Source organism: Pseudomonas sp. B22129, assembly GCF_044218875.1.
GTDB lineage: Bacteria > Pseudomonadota > Gammaproteobacteria > Pseudomonadales > Pseudomonadaceae > Aquipseudomonas.
On record NZ_CP162592.1, the window covers coordinates 5,188,455 to 5,204,197 of the forward strand.

Consider the following 15,743-nt stretch of genomic DNA (forward strand, 5'->3'; position numbering starts at 1 on the left):
AACGATGAACACTCGAAGCTGGCTGACGGCCCTGTGCCTGGCAGCCTCTGTACCGGCTTATGCGTCATCGCCATTCAAGCCGATCGAACTCAAGGATTCGGAAATGGCCGAGCTGCGCGGGCGGTATGTGATGCCGGGGCGCATTGTCAGCTTTGGCCTTGTGATGAGTACCACCTGGACCAACGCCGCCGGCGCAACCGTCACCGGCACGGCCAATATGCAGGTCAGCTCCTCCACTGTCACGCCACAGTTTTATGTGCAGATCACCGGCCACGATGGCAACGGCGTGATCAAACAACCTGACGGCTCCGGCACCGTTGTGGGCGGCTCGGGCCTCGGCTCCGGCCAAGGCGTTGTGCAAAGCGTGCGTGCCGCCGGGGATGGCAACACCGCCACCAATGGCGTCGACATCAATGTGAGCAAAAACGGCCTGGCGCCTGCCAACTATGTGCAATCGGGCCAGGCGTTGATGGCGGGCCAGCCGATTACTGGCGGCACGGCGGCAGGCCAGGTGACGGTCTCGGCGCAAAACGGCGGGTTACAAATGGCGCTTCTGGCCAACAATAACCAAGGCAGTGTCTTGCAGCAGATCGGTGGCGGCGCAGTCAGCCAAGGCACCATTATCAAAGGCGACTTCAACGCGATTTCAAACATGACCCAGCTCAATGTCGTGCTGGGCAACAACGGGCTGAACAACATCACCCAGAGCCTGAACCTGGAACAACTCAAAGGCCTACGCACTTCCGGTTATTGAACTACGCTGAGCCACGACACTTACGCATTAGAAAGGGACGGCTTATTTCATGCATCGATCGTTATCGCTACGTGCCGTGGTTTGTTTGAGTACGCTTCTTCCTGCGTCCATGCTGTATGCCGCGCCAGATGCCGACATCGAAACGCTGAAGCAGGAACTGCTGGAACTCAAACAACGTTATGAAGTGCAGCAAAAAGCACTGGCCGTACTGGAGCAACGTGTACGACAAGTAGAAGATCAACCGGCAACTCCCGCGCCCAAACGCCTGGCCAAGTCACCCGCCGACTTCCAGAAAGGCGGCACCAATGTGGCCTCTCACACTACGGGCGTCGGAACCGCCGCGGCTTCCGGTGGCGCAGCAGGCGGCAGCTCCTATGGGCAAAGCCTCAAGGACGACTCGGCACCGGCGCAAAGCGTGAGTAACCTCTACAACGAGGCCAGTGGCTTTTTCGGCAATGGCAAGTTCAGCTTTGAAACCGGCATCACTTACGCGCGCTATGACGCGCGGCAGTTGTCCCTCAACGGGTTTCTGGCGCTGGACTCGATCTTCCTGGGCAACCTCAACCTGGACCGGATCAAGTCCGATAGCTGGACCCTGGACCTGACCGGCCGATACAACCTCGACAATCGCTGGCAGTTCGACTTGAACGTGCCGGTGGTGTATCGCGAGTCGACCTACCAGTCCGGTGGCGCCGGCGGCGACTCCAACGCCACGTCGGAAGGGTCCGTCACACGAGACCCGACCATCGGCGACGTCAACTTCGGCATTGCCTACAAATTCCTCGACGAAAGCGCCAGCCTGCCGGACGCGGTGGTGTCTGTTCGGGTCAAGGCCCCGACTGGCCAGGAGCCCTACGGCATCAAGCTGATTGAGCAGGCCAATAACAACAACCTCGCCGTGCCGGAAAGCCTGCCGACGGGTAACGGTGTGTGGTCGGTGACGCCGGGTATTTCCCTGGTCAAAACCTTCGACCCGGCTGTGTTGTTTGGCTCGCTGTCGTACACCCACAACTTCGAGGAATCGTTTGGCGATATCAGCCCCAATGTCGGCCAGAAAATTCCGGGCAAGATCAGCCTCGGCGACAGTTTTCAACTCGGCGTGGGGGTAGCTTTTGCGCTCAACGAGAAAATGAGTATGTCGTTCTCGGTGTCCGACCTCGTGCAACGCAAAAGCAAGATCAAACAGAGCGGCCAGGACTGGCAGTCGGTGGTCTCCAGCGACGCCAATGCGGGTTATTTCAACGTGGGTATGACCATTGCTGCGTCGGAGAACCTGACGATCGTGCCGAACCTGTCGATTGGTATGACGGATGATGCGCCGGACTTTACGTTCAGCCTGAAATTCCCGTATTACTTTTGATTGAAGGGGGCTGCTGCGCAGCCCAACGCGGGGCGAGCCCGCTCACCACAAAGGAAAAGCCCCGCAACGATAAGGGTCGTTGCGGGGCTTTTCGGTTTACCCGCCCTAGCGGATCTGGTGTTTGTGCAGCAACCGGTAGAATGTTGGCCGGGAAACCCCGAGCACACGGGCGGCGACGCTTAAATTGTCGCTGTGCCGGTTGAGCACATCACACAGCGCCTGGCGTTCGGCGCGGTGCTTGTAGTCTTCCAGTGTAGCCATCGGTAGTGTAATTGCCTGTTCGCCCTGCAATCCCAGATCAACGGCTTCGATCTGACGTCCTTCGGCGAGCACCAGGCCACGGCGTACGCGGTTGGCCAGTTCGCGCACGTTGCCGGGCCACGGGTGTTGGCCCATGGCGACGAGGGCGTCTTCGCTGAAGCTGCGCGGGCGGCGGCCGGTTTCCTGGCTGTAGAAACGCGAGAAATGGTTGGCCAGCATGGCCACGTCACCATGGCGTTCACGCAAGGGGGCGGTGATCACTTGCAGCACGTTGAGGCGGTAATACAAGTCTTCCCGAAAGGTGCCCTTCTCGACCGCCGCTTCCAGGTCGACGTGAGTGGCCGCCAGCACGCGCACATCCACCGGGATGGGCTGGCTGCCACCGACACGCTCAATCTGTTTTTCCTGCAGGAAACGCAGCAGGTTGGCTTGCAGTTCCATCGGCAAATCACCGATTTCATCCAGGAACAAGGTACCGCCATGGGCCGCCTCAATGCGCCCGACCTTGCGCTGGTGGGCGCCGGTAAACGCGCCTTTCTCATGGCCGAACAACTCGGACTGGATCAAGTGCTCGGGAATCGCACCGCAGTTGATCGCCACAAACGGCTTGGCATGGCGCTGGGATTGACGGTGCAAAGTTTTCGCCACCAGTTCTTTACCGGTGCCGCTGTCACCCCGGATCAATACCGGGGACTCGGTGGGGGCCAGCTTGGCGAGCAACTTGCGCAGTTCGCGGATGGGCCGGCTGTCGCCGAGCAACTCATGGGCGGGCTCATCGACCAGCATCTGGCCTTTACCGCGCAGACGCGCCATGCCGAAGGCACGCCCCAGGGTGACTTGCACGCGGGAGACGTCAAACGGCAAGGTGTGGAAGTCGAAAAACCATTCGCAGACAAAATCGCCAACATTTTGCAGGCGCAACACATCCTGGCTGAGCACGGCGATCCATTCGGTACCGCTACGGCTGATCAACTCCTTGACCGCTTCCGGGCGCTCCAGATGGTCGGGCTGCAGGCGCAATAGCCCCACATCACAGGAACGGTCGCCTACGGCACCCAGGGCACAGCTGTCCACTTCCCACCCGGCAGCACGCAAACCTGGCAACAGCCGATGGCAGTCATCGCAGGGATCAACCACGAGCAAGCGACGCTGGACAGGTGTAACAACCATGACTATTCCTTGGCGCCAAAATTGTTAAATTTATTTAGAAACAACGGTTTGTGAGGCCTGCCGCTAACACTAGCAAGGTATTGACGCGCTCTTTGTATCGTTTCGCTATAAGTGCTGGAAAAAAGCCGTTTATCCTGAATTCAATGCAAACAGCCAATACGCTTGAACAGTTCATTGCGCTTTCAAAACAGCCGCTTACATGACCCCCATCACGGAAAGTTGAAATTTCTTGTCCTGATATGTGACCCGTACCCCGCCATCGTGCATCAGTACAAGTAACCCGCCGCACGGTCAGCCCAACCGCCGGCACTTCACTTGAATGGGCATTGAGAGAGAAGACCCCATGAACGCCCCGCTCCGCATCAACGAAGCTCTTTTGATCGCAGACCGTGCTTTCCAGCCCTTTCAGTGCGTGGCCTGGCACGATGGCCATGGCGCCCTGAGCCTGAGCGTCATCGACCGGACCAATACCCGTATCGGCAGCAAACAGCTGTCGTCGAGCACTTATACCGACCCGGCACAATTGGAAGACTTGTTGTTGCAAGCGCGCGCAGAGCTCGACAAAGATGGGTATCAGTTGCAGTCATGGGTAATGCCGAAGTAAAGCGCTGCCGCAACTTCCGATCATTGCCTGCCTGCAAAAACAATGATCGGAAGTTAAACGTCTTACAGCGCTTGCTTGGAACTAAGAATAAACCGCTCAATGGCCTCGGCAGCGCCATCTTCGAGGTTGCTGCCCGTCACGACGGTTGCTTGACGCTTGACCGCCTCTTCAGCCTGGCCCATGGCAATCGATAACCCGGCCACCTCAAACATCGCCGGGTCGTTGCCACCGTCACCTATCGCCACGGTTTGTTCCAGCGGCACGCCAAGGTGCTCTGCGAGGGTTTTCAAGGCGTCGCCTTTGTTGGCCAGCATCGCGGTCACGTCCAGATAAATCGGCTGTGAACGCGACACATGGGCCAACCCCTCCACCTTGGGTTGCAACTGCGCTTCCAGCGTTACCAGCAACGGCGCATTGTGGCTGGCCGCGACGATCTTGTTGACCCGATCCAGGTACGGCTCAAAACTTTCCACAACCCGCGGCCCGTAGCCCAGGCCCGCCGCTTCAACGGCGACCATCGGCCCCGGCGGATCACGGCGCAGCCACTCTCCCTCGGCAAACACCCAAACTTCCACGTCCGGCTCTACCGAAAACAGCGCCAGCGCTACCAGCGCCGCTTCTGCCGGCAGGTGGTGTGCGAGCAGAACGCTTCCGTCGGGGTTGACGAGCGTCCCACCATTAAAGCCGGCAATCGGCACGTCAACGCCAAACGCCTCGGCCATCTGCATCATGGCCCTCGGCGGTCGCCCGCTGGCCAGGCTGAAGAACACCCCGGCATCACGCAGCGCGCGCACTGCATCAATGGTGCGCTGGCTGGGCGTATGGTCGGGGCGCAGCAGCGTCCCGTCCATGTCACTCAATACAAAACGGATGGGGTGAATCGCTGCGTCACTCATCCGAGGCTATGCCAGGTTCGGCCATCACGGGCCAACAAGGCGTCAGCCGCCGCCGGGCCATCTTCACCAGCCTTGTAGGCCTGGATTCCGTCATCTTCCTTCCACGCATCCAGGAAAGGCTGCACGGCGCGCCAACCGTTTTCAATGTTGTCGGCCCGCTGGAACAAGGTCTGGTCGCCGGTCATGCAGTCGTAAATCAGGGTTTCGTACCCCGTCGACGGCTGCATCTCGAAGAAGTCCTTGTAGTCGAAACCCAACTCGATATTGGCCATCTCCAGGGTTGGCCCAGGCTTTTTGGCCAACAGGTCGAACCACATGCCTTCGTTCGGCTGGATCTGGATTTTCAAGTACGTGGGCTTGAGTTCGTCTACGTCGGTATCACGGAACTGCGCATAGGGCGCGTGCTTGAAGCAAATTACGATTTCAGTATCGCGAATGCTCATGCGTTTGCCGGTACGCAGGTAGAACGGCACACCAACCCAACGCCAGTTGTCGATCATCACCTTGAGGGCGACAAACGTCTCGGTGCTGCTGTCGGGCGCGACGTTGGCTTCTTCGCGGTAGCCGGGAAGCGACTTGCCACCGATCTCACCGGCCGTGTACTGGCCGCGTACCGAGTTGGCCCGCGCATCTTCCAGGGACCAGGGACGGATGGCACCGACCACCTTGGCCTTCTCGCCACGCACCGCGTCGGCACCAAACGCCGCCGGCGGCTCCATGGCGACCATCGCCAGCAACTGGAACAGATGGTTGGGCACCATGTCGCGCAAGGTGCCGGTTTTCTCGAAGAAGTTACCCCGGGTTTCCACGCCGACGGTTTCCGCCGCCGTGATCTGCACGTGGTCGATGTAATGGTTGTTCCAGAAGGCTTCGAACAGCACGTTGGAGAAACGGCTGATCAGAATGTTCTGCACCGTCTCTTTGCCCAGGTAATGGTCGATGCGATAGATCTGCTTCTCGCTCATCACTTTGAGCAGGCACGCGTTTAATGCTTCGGCGGTGGCCAGGTCGGAACCAAAAGGCTTCTCGATGACCACGCGACGGAAACCCTCATCGGTTTCATTGAGCAACCCGGCGCTGCCAAGGCGTTGCACCACGTCACTGAAAAAGCGCGGCGCGGTGGCCAGGTAGAACACCGCATTGCCGGTACCGCTGGCGGCGATCTTCTTGCCGATGTCGGCATAGGTGCTGTCGTCGAGGAAATCGCCCTCGACGTAGCTGATGCCTTTGGCCAGCTTGGCCCACAACTCCGGGTCCAGGGCATCGTCGCCTTTGCCCCGGACCTTGCTCGCCGCTTCGGTGCGGATGAAATCTTCGAGCTTCTTGGCAAAGTCGGCGTCACTGATGGCGTTGTGATCAACGCCGACAATGCGCAGGCCGTCGCCCAGCAGCCCGTCGCGACTGAGGTTGTACAGCGCCGGCATCAGCAGGCGCTTGACCAGGTCGCCATGGGCGCCAAACAGAAACAGTGTGGTGGGCGGAGCGGGTTCGGCCTGGGATTTCTTGCCGTTGGCGGTCATTTTCTGGAAGTCTCCACATGGCCGCCAAAGCCGAAGCGCATGGCAGAGAGCATTTTGTCACCGTAGGTGCTTTGCTGACGCGAACGGAAGCGCGCGAACAGGGACGTTGACAGCACCGGCACCGGCACCGCTTGTTCCATGGCGGCTTCGATAGTCCAGCGGCCTTCACCGCTGTCGGCCACGGAGCCTGAGTAACCGTCGAGTTTCGGGTCGGTGGCCAGGGCGTCGGCGGTGAGGTCCAGCAACCAGGACGACACCACGCTGCCACGGCGCCAGACTTCAGCGATGTCGGCCACATTCAGGTCGAAGCGCTCGTGTTCCGGCAGGTTTTCCGAGTTTTTGGTCTTGAGGATGTCAAACCCTTCGGCGAAGGCCTGCATCATTCCGTATTCGATGCCGTTGTGGATCATCTTCACGAAGTGCCCCGAACCGGCCGGGCCTGCGTGGATGTAGCCTTGCTCGGCGCGAGGGTCGGCCGACGCGGAACGGTCCTTGGTGCGCGGGATGCTGCCCAGGCCAGGGGCCAGGCTCTTGAAGATCGGGTCGAGACGCTGCACGGCTTCGACGTCACCGCCGATCATCATGCAATAGCCACGCTCCAGCCCCCAGACACCGCCGGAAGTGCCGACGTCCACATAGTGCAAGCCTTTTTCCGACAGGGCTTTGGCACGACGGATGTCATCCTTGTACATGGAGTTGCCGCCGTCGATGATCACGTCATCAGCTTCCAGCAGCTCGCTCAGTGTAGTGATGGTGTCTTCGGTAGGTGCGCCTGCCGGCAGCATGACCCAGACGGCGCGAGGCTTTTGCAGCCCGGCGACCAAGGCCTTCAAATCGGCGACGCCCGTGGCGCCCTCTTCGCTGAGGCCTTTGACGAAGGCTTCGTTACGGTCGTATACAACGGTGGTATGCCCATTGAGCATCAGGCGCCGCGCAATGTTACCGCCCATGCGGCCTAGTCCGATAATCCCCAGTTGCATGTGCTGATGCTCCTAACTGCTAAAAAATGTGTGACATAGTTTATAGCGCAATGAGGCTAATGAGGGTTAGTCCAGAGCGGATCCGTGGAGTTTCATGACAAAAAATGGCCATCCTTTCACCATCACCCCCCTAAAAGTCACAGCGACCATCAAAAATAAAAAAGTTCCATTGACTCAAAAAAGAATTCAGAATTGCTTCGACTGTTGCCAAGCGCCCCGATTCAAGCGTTCCGGCAACGCGATTGACCGGCTATTTGCGAGGTAAGCAATGAGCACAGCACAGATGACCCGCCCGCCACAGACCCTCTATGTCACCGTCCGTCGCGATGAGTTGCGTCAGTTGAAAGACGAACGCGACCAACTGCAGCAGGAAGTCCAGCGCCTGCGCTCACACTTGCAAGCACAAATCAATCAGGCATCCGGCACCCAACCCGCCCTTTGCTGAACGTAAGCTGAACGAACCATTCAGAAATAACTCACGAAGTTTTCACATCCTCCTCCCGATACTCCCGCCGAGATAGGGCCGCACGTACGCGGCGGCCCACTGTTGCGCGCATTCCTGCGGGGCGACTGAGTAATTTTCGGGTTGGAGTTCTGGATGGCGATGTTCAAACGCAGCACCAAGTCTGCGAAAGGCTTTGATTGGGCCGGCCTGGGTTGGCTTTTTCTGTTCTTCTGGTATTTCTCGGGTATTACCCAACTCCTGATTCAGCTGACCGGCACCTCCGGTTTCAGCGGCTTTCGCCAAGCCTTCTTCCTGAGTGCGTTGTGGCTGGCGCCGATGTTGCTGTTCCCGCGCCGCACACGCTTGCTCGCCGCCCTTATCGGCGTAGTGTTGTGGGCCTGCTCCATGGCCAGCCTGGGTTATTTCTTCATCTATCAGCAGGAATTTTCCCAAAGCGTCATCTTCATCATGTTCGAGTCGAACATCTCTGAAGCCGGTGAGTACGCCACCCAGTACTTTGCCTGGTGGATCGTGCTGGCGTTTATTGCCCACACCGCCATGGCGGTTTTCCTGTGGACCCGCCTGCGCCCGGTTTACCTGCCGAGAGGCCAGTCCATCCTGGCCGCAACCGCCATTGTTCTGGCAGTGGTCGGCTATCCGCTGGTGAAACAGATTGCGACCAACCCGACGATGGAACTGGCCATTGACGGCTTCGAGTCCCGCGTTGAGCCTGCGGTGCCATGGCAGATGATCGTGGCCTACCGTCGCTACACCGAGCAACTGGAAAACATGCAGGGCATGCTGACCAGCGCCAGCCAGATTCCTCCCCTGAAAAACCTCAAGGACACCATGGCCGGCCAGCCGTCCACCCTGGTGCTGGTGATCGGCGAATCCACCAATCGCCAGCGCATGAGCCTCTATGGCTACCCGCGCAACACCACGCCGGAACTGGACAAGTTGCGCGACCAACTGGCGGTGTTCAATAACGTCATCACCCCGCGCCCCTACACCATTGAAGCGCTGCAACAGGTACTGACCTTCGCCGACGAAGAGAACCCGGACCTGTACCTCAAGACGCCGTCGATTGTCAGCGTGATGAAGCAAGCCGGCTACAAGACCTACTGGATCACCAACCAGCAGACCATGACCAAGCGCAACACCATGCTGACAACCTTTTCCGAACAGGCCGACGAGCAGGTGTACCTGAACAACAACCGCAACCAGAACGCTCGCCAATACGACGGCGACGTACTGGCGCCGTTCGCCAAGGCGCTGGCCGACCCCGCCGAACGCAAATTCATCGTGGTGCATTTGCTCGGTACGCACATGAGCTACCAGTACCGCTACCCGCCGACCTTCGACAAATTCACCGATCGCCAAGGCGTTCCAGCGGGCGTGAGCGACGAGCAGTTGCCCACTTACAACAGCTACGACAACGCCGTGCTGTATAACGACTTCGTGGTGTCCAGCCTGATCAAGGACTACGCCAAGACTGACCCCAACGGTTTCCTGCTGTACCTGTCGGATCACGGCGAAGACGTGTTCGACTCGGCAGGCCACAGCACCCTCGGGCGCAACGAAGGCAAGCCGACGGCGCCGATGTACACCATCCCGTTCATGGCGTACGCCTCGCCAAAGTGGCGCGAAACCCATGACTGGAGCTTTGCCAGCGACCTGCAGCGGCCTTACAGCAGCTCGCAACTGATTCACACCTGGGCCGATCTGGCTGGCTTGAGTTTCGATGAATGGGACCGCACCAAGAGCCTGGTCAGCGACAGCTTCAAGCCGCGCCCCTTGATCATTGGCGACCCTTATATCGCCCAGAAAAAAGGCTTGATCGACTTCAGCCTGATCAAGCCGAAAAAGGCCGACCCTGCCGAAGTGGTGGCCAAGTAGTTTCAATGCTCTGCAACAGAAAGATAACAATCATTCTCGTTTGAGCCTAAAGTTCCGCGCCTCCTTTCGTCTTTGAGCCAACGCCTTTTCTTTCCGAGAAGGCGAAAAAGACGACAAGGAGTCCGTCGCGATGCTCGCGCCCTTTACCCGTTCCATGACCTTTACCCTCGGCCTGTTCAGCGTAGCCTTGAGCCCTGACCTGCTGGCCGAGACCGACCCCGAACACCTTCCCGCCAAAGCCCTTGAGCTGGGGGCTACCAGCATCACCGCCGAAGGCCTGGGCACCACAACCGAGCACACCGGTTCCTACACCACAGGCGCCATGAGCACCGCGACGCGCCTGAACCTGTCGCTCAAGGAAACCCCGCAATCCATCTCGGTGATCACCCGCCAGCAGATGGACGACTTCAACCTCAACACCCTCACCGACGTCCTGCGCCAGACGACCGGTGTGACCGTGCAGCACCTCGACTCGGACCGGGTCGGTTACTCATCGCGTGGTTACTCGATCAATAACTACCAGATTGACGGCATGCTCAGCACTTACGGGCGCATGAAGCCCGATGCCGACACCATCATTTATGACCGCATCGAGGTCGTGCGTGGCGCTACCGGCCTGACCACCGGCGCCGGCGACCCCTCCGCCACCGTCAACATGATCCGCAAGCGCCCCACCGCCCAATGGCAGGCCCAGGCCGGCGCCAGCGGCGCCAGCCATGATAATTACTACAGCTACGTGGATGTGGGCGGCCCCCTGGCATTTGATGGGCGCCTGCGCGGGCGCACGGTGCTGGCTTACCGTGACAGCCAATCCTTTCGCGACAATTACGCGCTGCAGCGGGAAGTAGGCTACGGCATTCTCGAAGGCGACCTGACGGACGATACGCTGGTCACTGTGGGTTTTGACTACCAGAACAAACATGTACAAGGCAGCTCCTGGGGCACCCTGCCCTATTGGAACAGTGATGGCAGCCAAGCCAAGCTGCATCGCTCCGCCAACCTGGCCGCGCACTGGAGCTCCTGGCCGCTCAAAGACAAGACCACCTTTGCCTCCATCGACCACAAGCTGTCTGCCGACTGGCGCCTGAAAGCGGCCTACACCCACCGCCAAAGCGATTCCGACGGCAAGGTGTACTACGGCGGCGCGGGCGCGCCCAACCCGGACGGCAGTGGCATGACGGCCTGGACCAGCCAGATGACCGGCACCTCGAAAATGGACGTGGTGGATTTCAACCTGGCAGGCTCGTACTCGCTGCTGGGGCGCGAGCATGAGCTCATGGTTGGCTATGGCGAATCCGAGCAGCGCGATTCCTCGCCGTTCCAGCGCTATGACGAAACGAGGGACTACGTCACCATCAAGGATTGGCAACACATGGGCGGCATCCCCAAGTTTGCCGACCGCACCACCGGACTTAAGGGCGAACATGCCAGCAAAAAACAGAAGGCGGGCTACCTCGCCACACGCCTGAGCCTGACCGAGCGTTTTCACGCCGTGCTCGGCAGCCGATACGGCAGCTGGGAAATTGAAAGTGTCGAACCCGACTACAACACCAACAACCAGCTGATCAGTTCCGCAAAAAACCGCCAGGCCCACAACGACATGTGGACGCCGTATGCCGGCCTGCTTTACGACATCACCCCTGAATACACCGTATATGCCAGCTACACCGACATCTTCAACCCACAGGATGAACGCAACGCCAGCAAGAAATACCTGGAACCGGTGGTGGGCAGCAACTATGAAGTCGGCCTCAAGGGCAGCCTGCTCAACGAGCGCCTGAATCTGGCGACTGCCTTCTTCTGGAGCACCCAGGACAATGTCGCCGAACTCGACAACTCGGCTGCGCCAGATCCGAAAACCGGCGAGCAGTTCTACAAATCCGGCGGCAAAGGCAACAAAGTGCAAGGCTTTGAGATGGAGGTGTCGGGTGAGGTCATGCAGGATTGGAACCTCACGGCAGGCTACACCTACACCCACTCAGTGAACGGCGACAAGCAGCGGAACAACACCGGCCAGCCGTTGAACCTGCTGAAGGTGTCGACAGCTTACCGCTTGCCAGGGGAATGGCGCCGGTTGACGGTCGGCGGCGCAGTGAATTGGCAGAGCGACTTCCATGACTTTGCCAGGCGGCCGACCGGCGCCAGGGATGCACAGGGCAACCTGATTACCGAGCGCACCCGGATCACACAACAGGCTTACACCGTGGTCAACCTGATGTCGCGCTACCAGTTCGACGAACATGTTTCAGCGTCGATTAACGTCAACAATCTATTTGATAAAAAATATTACGAACGCGTTGGTTTTTATAATGGTGTTTATTGGGGAGACCCGCGCTCTATCACGCTCGCATTGGATTGGAAGCTATAACCCCGCCCCTGCATCGCCTCCAAACTTAACGCATTTGTTAAGTTTGGAGGTTCATCAGTTAAGCTTCGCTTAATCAACCCCTCACATAATCGGCCCCACGAGTCTGATCCGAGAGAACAGACACCGATCACACTTTTATGGGAACACCGACGATGAAACTTTCGACTCTGATGATTGCCGGCCTTATGACACTGACTTCCGCAGCTGCCTTCGCCGAAGGCGGTTCAGAGCGTTCCAAGCAGTTCTACAAGGACTTCACCTTCGTGCAACAACAAACTCACGGCAACAAACAACAGACTGCAATGGCTGACGGCAAGAGCCTCAAGAGCAATACTGTTGAACAAAAAAATGCAGAGCAACAACCCAACAGCTGATTTAATTTTCAGTTAATGTTTAGTTAATCCGCAAGACCCTGTGCCATCCCGCTCCGTTGGCAAAGGCTAACTTGGCGCCATTTAATGGCGCCTTTTTTTTTGCTTTTTTTTATTAAAACGACTTGTTCCAGAACAGCATACGCCCATGCTTTGGATCAAATACCGAATCGTCAAAGCCAAACTTTCTGTACGCCGACTGCGCCACGTCATTGCCTTCGAGCACTTCAAGCGTGATCTTGCAGCAGCCACGCTGACGGGCGATTTCTTCGACCTTCTGCAGCATTTTCTGGCTCAACCCCAGCCCTCGAAACTGATTCATGACCACTACGTCGTGGATGTTGACCAGCGGGCGACAAGCAAAGGTCGAGAACCCTTCGAAACAATTGACCAATCCCGCCGGTTCACCGCCGACGAACGCCAACACACTGAATGCGTGAGGGCGCTTGGCCAGTTCAGCAGGCAGTTGCTGCAACAGGTCCGCCGGCAACGTGTGGCCGCCGCCCATAGGGTCTTCAGCGTAATGATTGAGCACCAGGCGGATGGCCTCGGCGTGCACAGCGTTGGAGTAGCTGGCCTGCAGCACCAGGATGTCAGGGGTGTCCATTGCCTTCCTCAATAACGACCACAAGGGAGTCAGTTCCCTTTGAAGTGGGCGATTGTAAGCGGGGAACACCCGAGAGATGAAGGAGATTAACGACAAATGCCCGTCAGAAAAGACAGAAAGTGCGGGGTTCTCAAGCCCCAAAACGTTGCAGCTGCATCTCTTGCAAACGACTCAACGTGCGGCGGAACGCGAACGCCAGGTAGCCCTCGGTGTAGAGGCTTTGCAACGGCACCCGAGCGTCGATGAACAGCGGTACTTTGCGGTCGTAGCATTCATCCACCAACGCGATGAAGCGCCGTACGCTGTCATCGTGCACCGACAACTCCGGGAGCTCGCGATCACCCGCCAGCACGCGCTCCACGGCATCTTCGGTGCCACGCGCAATCCGCGCCGGACGTTTTTGCGCACTGAGGTCAGGCACATCACCCAGCAGGATCGCTTTGAAGCGATCGCACAGCAGCATGAAATCCATGGCTGCCAAGGGTTGTTCGCACAGGTCGGCGTAGCGGCACCACAGCAGGGTGTCGGTGCAATGCACAGCCTCAATGGAACGGTAGCCGACACTGACCGGCCCGCTGCTCACCGCCTGCCCCTCACTCAACTGCCGGAATACAGCAGCCAGTGCCTCCGGTTGGTTGACCCAATAGCGCTGCACGCCTGCCCCCGGGTGCAAACGGTGATCTTCTTCGCCGTCCACCGCGACCACCTGCATGTTTCGTTCGATAGCCTCGATACCTGGCAGGAAGCGCTCGCGGTTGAAGCCGCCAGCGTACAGCTGGTCGGGCGGCTGATTGGAGGTACAGACCATCACCACACCTTGCTCGAACATCACCTGGAACAAGCGGCCAAGAATGATTGCATCGCCAATGTCGTTGACGAACAACTCGTCGAAACACAACACCCGCACATCTGCGCTCAACTCACGGGCCAGGGCCCGCAACGGGTCCTGGGTGCCCGTGAGCTGAAACGAACGCTGATGCACCCAGCCCATGAAGTGATGAAAGTGCTGGCGCCGCGCGGGCACTTGCAGAGTTTGATAAAACTGGTCCATCAGCCAGGTCTTGCCACGGCCTACCGGGCCCCACAAGTACACACCCTTGATCGGCGCACGCCCCTTGTGCAAAGCCTCGTGGCAAGCTTGCAGGGCGTCAACTGCCCGGCGCTGGGCATCGTCGGGCACGAAGCCCTGCTGGGCGATGGCATGTCTGTAGGCCGCGAGGGGCGAGTCGAAATTCATGCAGAGCAGTATGACTTACAGGGAAATATCCAGCCGTGAAATCTTGCCCTGCTCGTTCAAGCGAAAGGTGTAGCGCAGCTCCAACGGGCTGCCGGGAAAGTTGCCGGAAACAATGTTGCTGACCAGCACCTTACCGGTGCGATGCTGCACGTTCAGCACTTCAACCCGTGGCTGATAGCGCCGACCGGTATCCTCCATCCAGCGTGCGATGGCGGCAGGACCGACCTGATGCTCGCCCTCATCGAACACATTGGCATCGTCGGCAAAGCACTGGGCAACCGCAGAGGTGTCGCGGGCATTGGCAGCCGCGATATAGGCCTGGATGGCCGGGGCCAGTTCTGAAACGGACATGGCACAGCTCCTTGTTTTGATGATTTGTGTTGCCATGCTAAGCCAGGGACGTGTCAGTTTTTGTCAGGAGTGAACGGCCCGCTTTCATTCTGCTCCATCAGCTTGCGCCAGCCTCGCAGCAGGTCACTGCGTCGCCCGGGATAGCGCTCCCCCCTGGCGTCGGCAGCCGCTACCCGGTCGGTACGAAAGGTGCGATAGGCACCGCGCAATTCGCACCAGGCCACAATCACCCGCACCTCATTGAGAAAGCCCAGGGCCAGCGGCCAGATCAGGCGCTGGCTCTGGGTTTGGCTGGCATCCGCATAATCGATATGCAGCTTGGCCTGATGCCGGATGGCATCACGAAACACGTTCAGCGGCACGCGGTTTTCCGGGTAACCAAAACCCGGCGGCCCCGGCAGCAATGTCGGGTTACGCAGCGCTTCCTGAGCTGCGGGGTCGAGGACATCGGCAATCTTGGCCAAGGCATTGGCGGCAGCACGGCTCAGCACGTCGTCACCCCGCTGATCCACATAGCGCAACCCCAGCACGATGGCTTCGGTCTCCTCGGCGTTGAGCATCAAAGGCGGCAAAAACAAACCGCTGCGCAGCACATACCCTACGCCCGCTTCGCCAAAAATCGGTGCACCGAGGGCGGTCAATTCGGCGATATCGCGGTACAGCGTGCGTTCGGACACTTCCAGCTGCGCGGCCAATACGGCCGCAGTCACCGGGCGTTTTTTGCCGCGCAGGGCCTGCAACAAAGTCAGTAGACGAGTGGTTCGCGACACGTTGATCCCGCCGAAAAGGAAAAAGTCCCGCAGCTTAGCAGAGCGCCCTGTCAGAAATTGTCAGCAGAAAAAAAGCGTCTTGACGAAATAAATTACCAAGATCATATTAATTACATGTCACCAAACATTTAAATAATCTGAAGTGTCAGGAGT

Annotated in this window: 15 protein-coding genes; 7 read left to right on the forward strand and 8 right to left on the reverse strand. The window is 58.7% G+C overall.

What is annotated here, in order from left to right; translation table 11 throughout:
• Window positions 1-4: 4 nt before the first annotated feature.
• On the forward strand, window positions 5-754 hold the full coding sequence (locus tag AB4P94_RS23775; RefSeq protein ID WP_395607753.1) for a hypothetical protein: 750 nt from the start codon (window positions 5-7) through the stop codon (window positions 752-754).
• Between the two features lie 49 nt (window positions 755-803).
• Complete coding sequence (locus AB4P94_RS23780) at window positions 804-2,114, forward strand: hypothetical protein (RefSeq protein WP_395607754.1); 1,311 nt, start codon at window positions 804-806, stop codon at window positions 2,112-2,114.
• 105 nt (window positions 2,115-2,219) lie between these two features.
• Here the strand turns inward: AB4P94_RS23780 and AB4P94_RS23785 are convergent, their stop codons facing one another.
• The gene (locus AB4P94_RS23785; protein WP_395607755.1) at window positions 2,220-3,545 is read right to left on the reverse strand and encodes a sigma 54-interacting transcriptional regulator; all 1,326 of its coding nucleotides are present in this window, start codon (window positions 3,543-3,545) and stop codon (window positions 2,220-2,222) included.
• Window positions 3,546-3,888: 343 nt separating this feature from the next.
• Between AB4P94_RS23785 and AB4P94_RS23790 the strand changes: the two genes are divergently transcribed.
• A complete protein-coding gene (locus AB4P94_RS23790) occupies window positions 3,889-4,149 on the forward strand; it encodes a hypothetical protein (RefSeq protein WP_395607756.1) in 261 nt (86 codons plus the stop codon).
• 62 nt (window positions 4,150-4,211) lie between these two features.
• Here the strand turns inward: AB4P94_RS23790 and AB4P94_RS23795 are convergent, their stop codons facing one another.
• Genes AB4P94_RS23795 through gnd form a run of 3 tightly spaced genes read right to left on the reverse strand, consistent with a single transcriptional unit; the run spans window position 4,212 to window position 7,545 of the window.
• Entirely contained in the window at window positions 4,212-5,045 is an 834-nt protein-coding gene (locus AB4P94_RS23795; RefSeq protein ID WP_395607757.1) for a Cof-type HAD-IIB family hydrolase, read from the reverse strand.
• Window positions 5,042-6,565, reverse strand: a complete 1,524-nt coding sequence (zwf, locus tag AB4P94_RS23800; protein ID WP_395607758.1) for a glucose-6-phosphate dehydrogenase — start codon at window positions 6,563-6,565, stop codon at window positions 5,042-5,044. Before zwf ends, AB4P94_RS23795 begins: the two co-directional genes overlap by 4 nt.
• Window positions 6,562-7,545 (reverse strand): phosphogluconate dehydrogenase (NAD(+)-dependent, decarboxylating), encoded by a 984-nt coding sequence (gene gnd / locus AB4P94_RS23805; RefSeq protein WP_395607759.1) that lies wholly within the window; start codon window positions 7,543-7,545, stop codon window positions 6,562-6,564. Before gnd ends, zwf begins: the two co-directional genes overlap by 4 nt.
• A 268-nt stretch (window positions 7,546-7,813) precedes the next feature.
• Between gnd and AB4P94_RS23810 the strand changes: the two genes are divergently transcribed.
• The 4 genes from AB4P94_RS23810 to AB4P94_RS23825 all read left to right on the forward strand — a co-directional run bounded on the left by AB4P94_RS23810 (window position 7,814) and on the right by AB4P94_RS23825 (window position 12,628).
• Window positions 7,814-7,990, forward strand: a complete 177-nt coding sequence (locus AB4P94_RS23810; RefSeq protein ID WP_395607760.1) for a DUF6026 family protein — start codon at window positions 7,814-7,816, stop codon at window positions 7,988-7,990.
• Between the two features lie 153 nt (window positions 7,991-8,143).
• Window positions 8,144-9,886 carry a phosphoethanolamine transferase CptA gene (locus AB4P94_RS23815; protein WP_395607761.1) on the forward strand — a complete coding sequence of 581 codons (1,743 nt, stop codon included), beginning with the start codon at window positions 8,144-8,146 and terminating at the stop codon, window positions 9,884-9,886.
• A 130-nt stretch (window positions 9,887-10,016) separates the two neighbouring features.
• A complete protein-coding gene (locus tag AB4P94_RS23820; RefSeq protein WP_395607762.1) occupies window positions 10,017-12,254 on the forward strand; it encodes a TonB-dependent siderophore receptor in 2,238 nt (745 codons plus the stop codon).
• Between the two features lie 152 nt (window positions 12,255-12,406).
• Window positions 12,407-12,628, forward strand: a complete 222-nt coding sequence (locus AB4P94_RS23825) for a hypothetical protein (protein ID WP_395607763.1) — start codon at window positions 12,407-12,409, stop codon at window positions 12,626-12,628.
• Window positions 12,629-12,740: 112 nt separating this feature from the next.
• Here the strand turns inward: AB4P94_RS23825 and AB4P94_RS23830 are convergent, their stop codons facing one another.
• The 4 genes from AB4P94_RS23830 to AB4P94_RS23845 all read right to left on the reverse strand — a co-directional run bounded on the left by AB4P94_RS23830 (window position 12,741) and on the right by AB4P94_RS23845 (window position 15,590).
• Entirely contained in the window at window positions 12,741-13,232 is a 492-nt protein-coding gene (locus AB4P94_RS23830) for a GNAT family N-acetyltransferase (RefSeq protein WP_395607764.1), read from the reverse strand.
• Window positions 13,233-13,362: 130 nt separating this feature from the next.
• On the reverse strand, window positions 13,363-14,469 hold the full coding sequence (gene zapE, locus AB4P94_RS23835; protein WP_395607765.1) for a cell division protein ZapE: 1,107 nt from the start codon (window positions 14,467-14,469) through the stop codon (window positions 13,363-13,365).
• A 15-nt stretch (window positions 14,470-14,484) separates the two neighbouring features.
• On the reverse strand, window positions 14,485-14,820 hold the full coding sequence (locus AB4P94_RS23840; RefSeq protein WP_395607766.1) for a nuclear transport factor 2 family protein: 336 nt from the start codon (window positions 14,818-14,820) through the stop codon (window positions 14,485-14,487).
• 53 nt (window positions 14,821-14,873) lie between these two features.
• Window positions 14,874-15,590 carry a helix-turn-helix transcriptional regulator gene (locus AB4P94_RS23845; RefSeq protein WP_395607767.1) on the reverse strand — a complete coding sequence of 239 codons (717 nt, stop codon included), beginning with the start codon at window positions 15,588-15,590 and terminating at the stop codon, window positions 14,874-14,876.
• Window positions 15,591-15,743 lie beyond the last annotated feature (153 nt).

What these genes read in the sequence shown, in the direction of transcription:
- AB4P94_RS23775 (WP_395607753.1), top strand. Translation starts at nt 5, where the DNA reads ATGAACACTCGAAGCTGGCTGACGGCCCTGTGCCTGGCAGCCTCTGTA.
- AB4P94_RS23780 (WP_395607754.1), top strand. Translation starts at nt 804, where the DNA reads ATGCATCGATCGTTATCGCTACGTGCCGTGGTTTGTTTGAGTACGCTT.
- AB4P94_RS23785 (WP_395607755.1), bottom strand. Translation starts at nt 3,545, where the DNA reads ATGGTTGTTACACCTGTCCAGCGTCGCTTGCTCGTGGTTGATCCCTGC.
- AB4P94_RS23790 (WP_395607756.1), top strand. Translation starts at nt 3,889, where the DNA reads ATGAACGCCCCGCTCCGCATCAACGAAGCTCTTTTGATCGCAGACCGT.
- AB4P94_RS23795 (WP_395607757.1), bottom strand. Translation starts at nt 5,045, where the DNA reads ATGAGTGACGCAGCGATTCACCCCATCCGTTTTGTATTGAGTGACATG.
- zwf (WP_395607758.1), bottom strand. Translation starts at nt 6,565, where the DNA reads ATGACCGCCAACGGCAAGAAATCCCAGGCCGAACCCGCTCCGCCCACC.
- gnd (WP_395607759.1), bottom strand. Translation starts at nt 7,545, where the DNA reads ATGCAACTGGGGATTATCGGACTAGGCCGCATGGGCGGTAACATTGCG.
- AB4P94_RS23810 (WP_395607760.1), top strand. Translation starts at nt 7,814, where the DNA reads ATGAGCACAGCACAGATGACCCGCCCGCCACAGACCCTCTATGTCACC.
- AB4P94_RS23815 (WP_395607761.1), top strand. Translation starts at nt 8,144, where the DNA reads ATGGCGATGTTCAAACGCAGCACCAAGTCTGCGAAAGGCTTTGATTGG.
- AB4P94_RS23820 (WP_395607762.1), top strand. Translation starts at nt 10,017, where the DNA reads ATGCTCGCGCCCTTTACCCGTTCCATGACCTTTACCCTCGGCCTGTTC.
- AB4P94_RS23825 (WP_395607763.1), top strand. Translation starts at nt 12,407, where the DNA reads ATGAAACTTTCGACTCTGATGATTGCCGGCCTTATGACACTGACTTCC.
- AB4P94_RS23830 (WP_395607764.1), bottom strand. Translation starts at nt 13,232, where the DNA reads ATGGACACCCCTGACATCCTGGTGCTGCAGGCCAGCTACTCCAACGCT.
- zapE (WP_395607765.1), bottom strand. Translation starts at nt 14,469, where the DNA reads ATGAATTTCGACTCGCCCCTCGCGGCCTACAGACATGCCATCGCCCAG.
- AB4P94_RS23840 (WP_395607766.1), bottom strand. Translation starts at nt 14,820, where the DNA reads ATGTCCGTTTCAGAACTGGCCCCGGCCATCCAGGCCTATATCGCGGCT.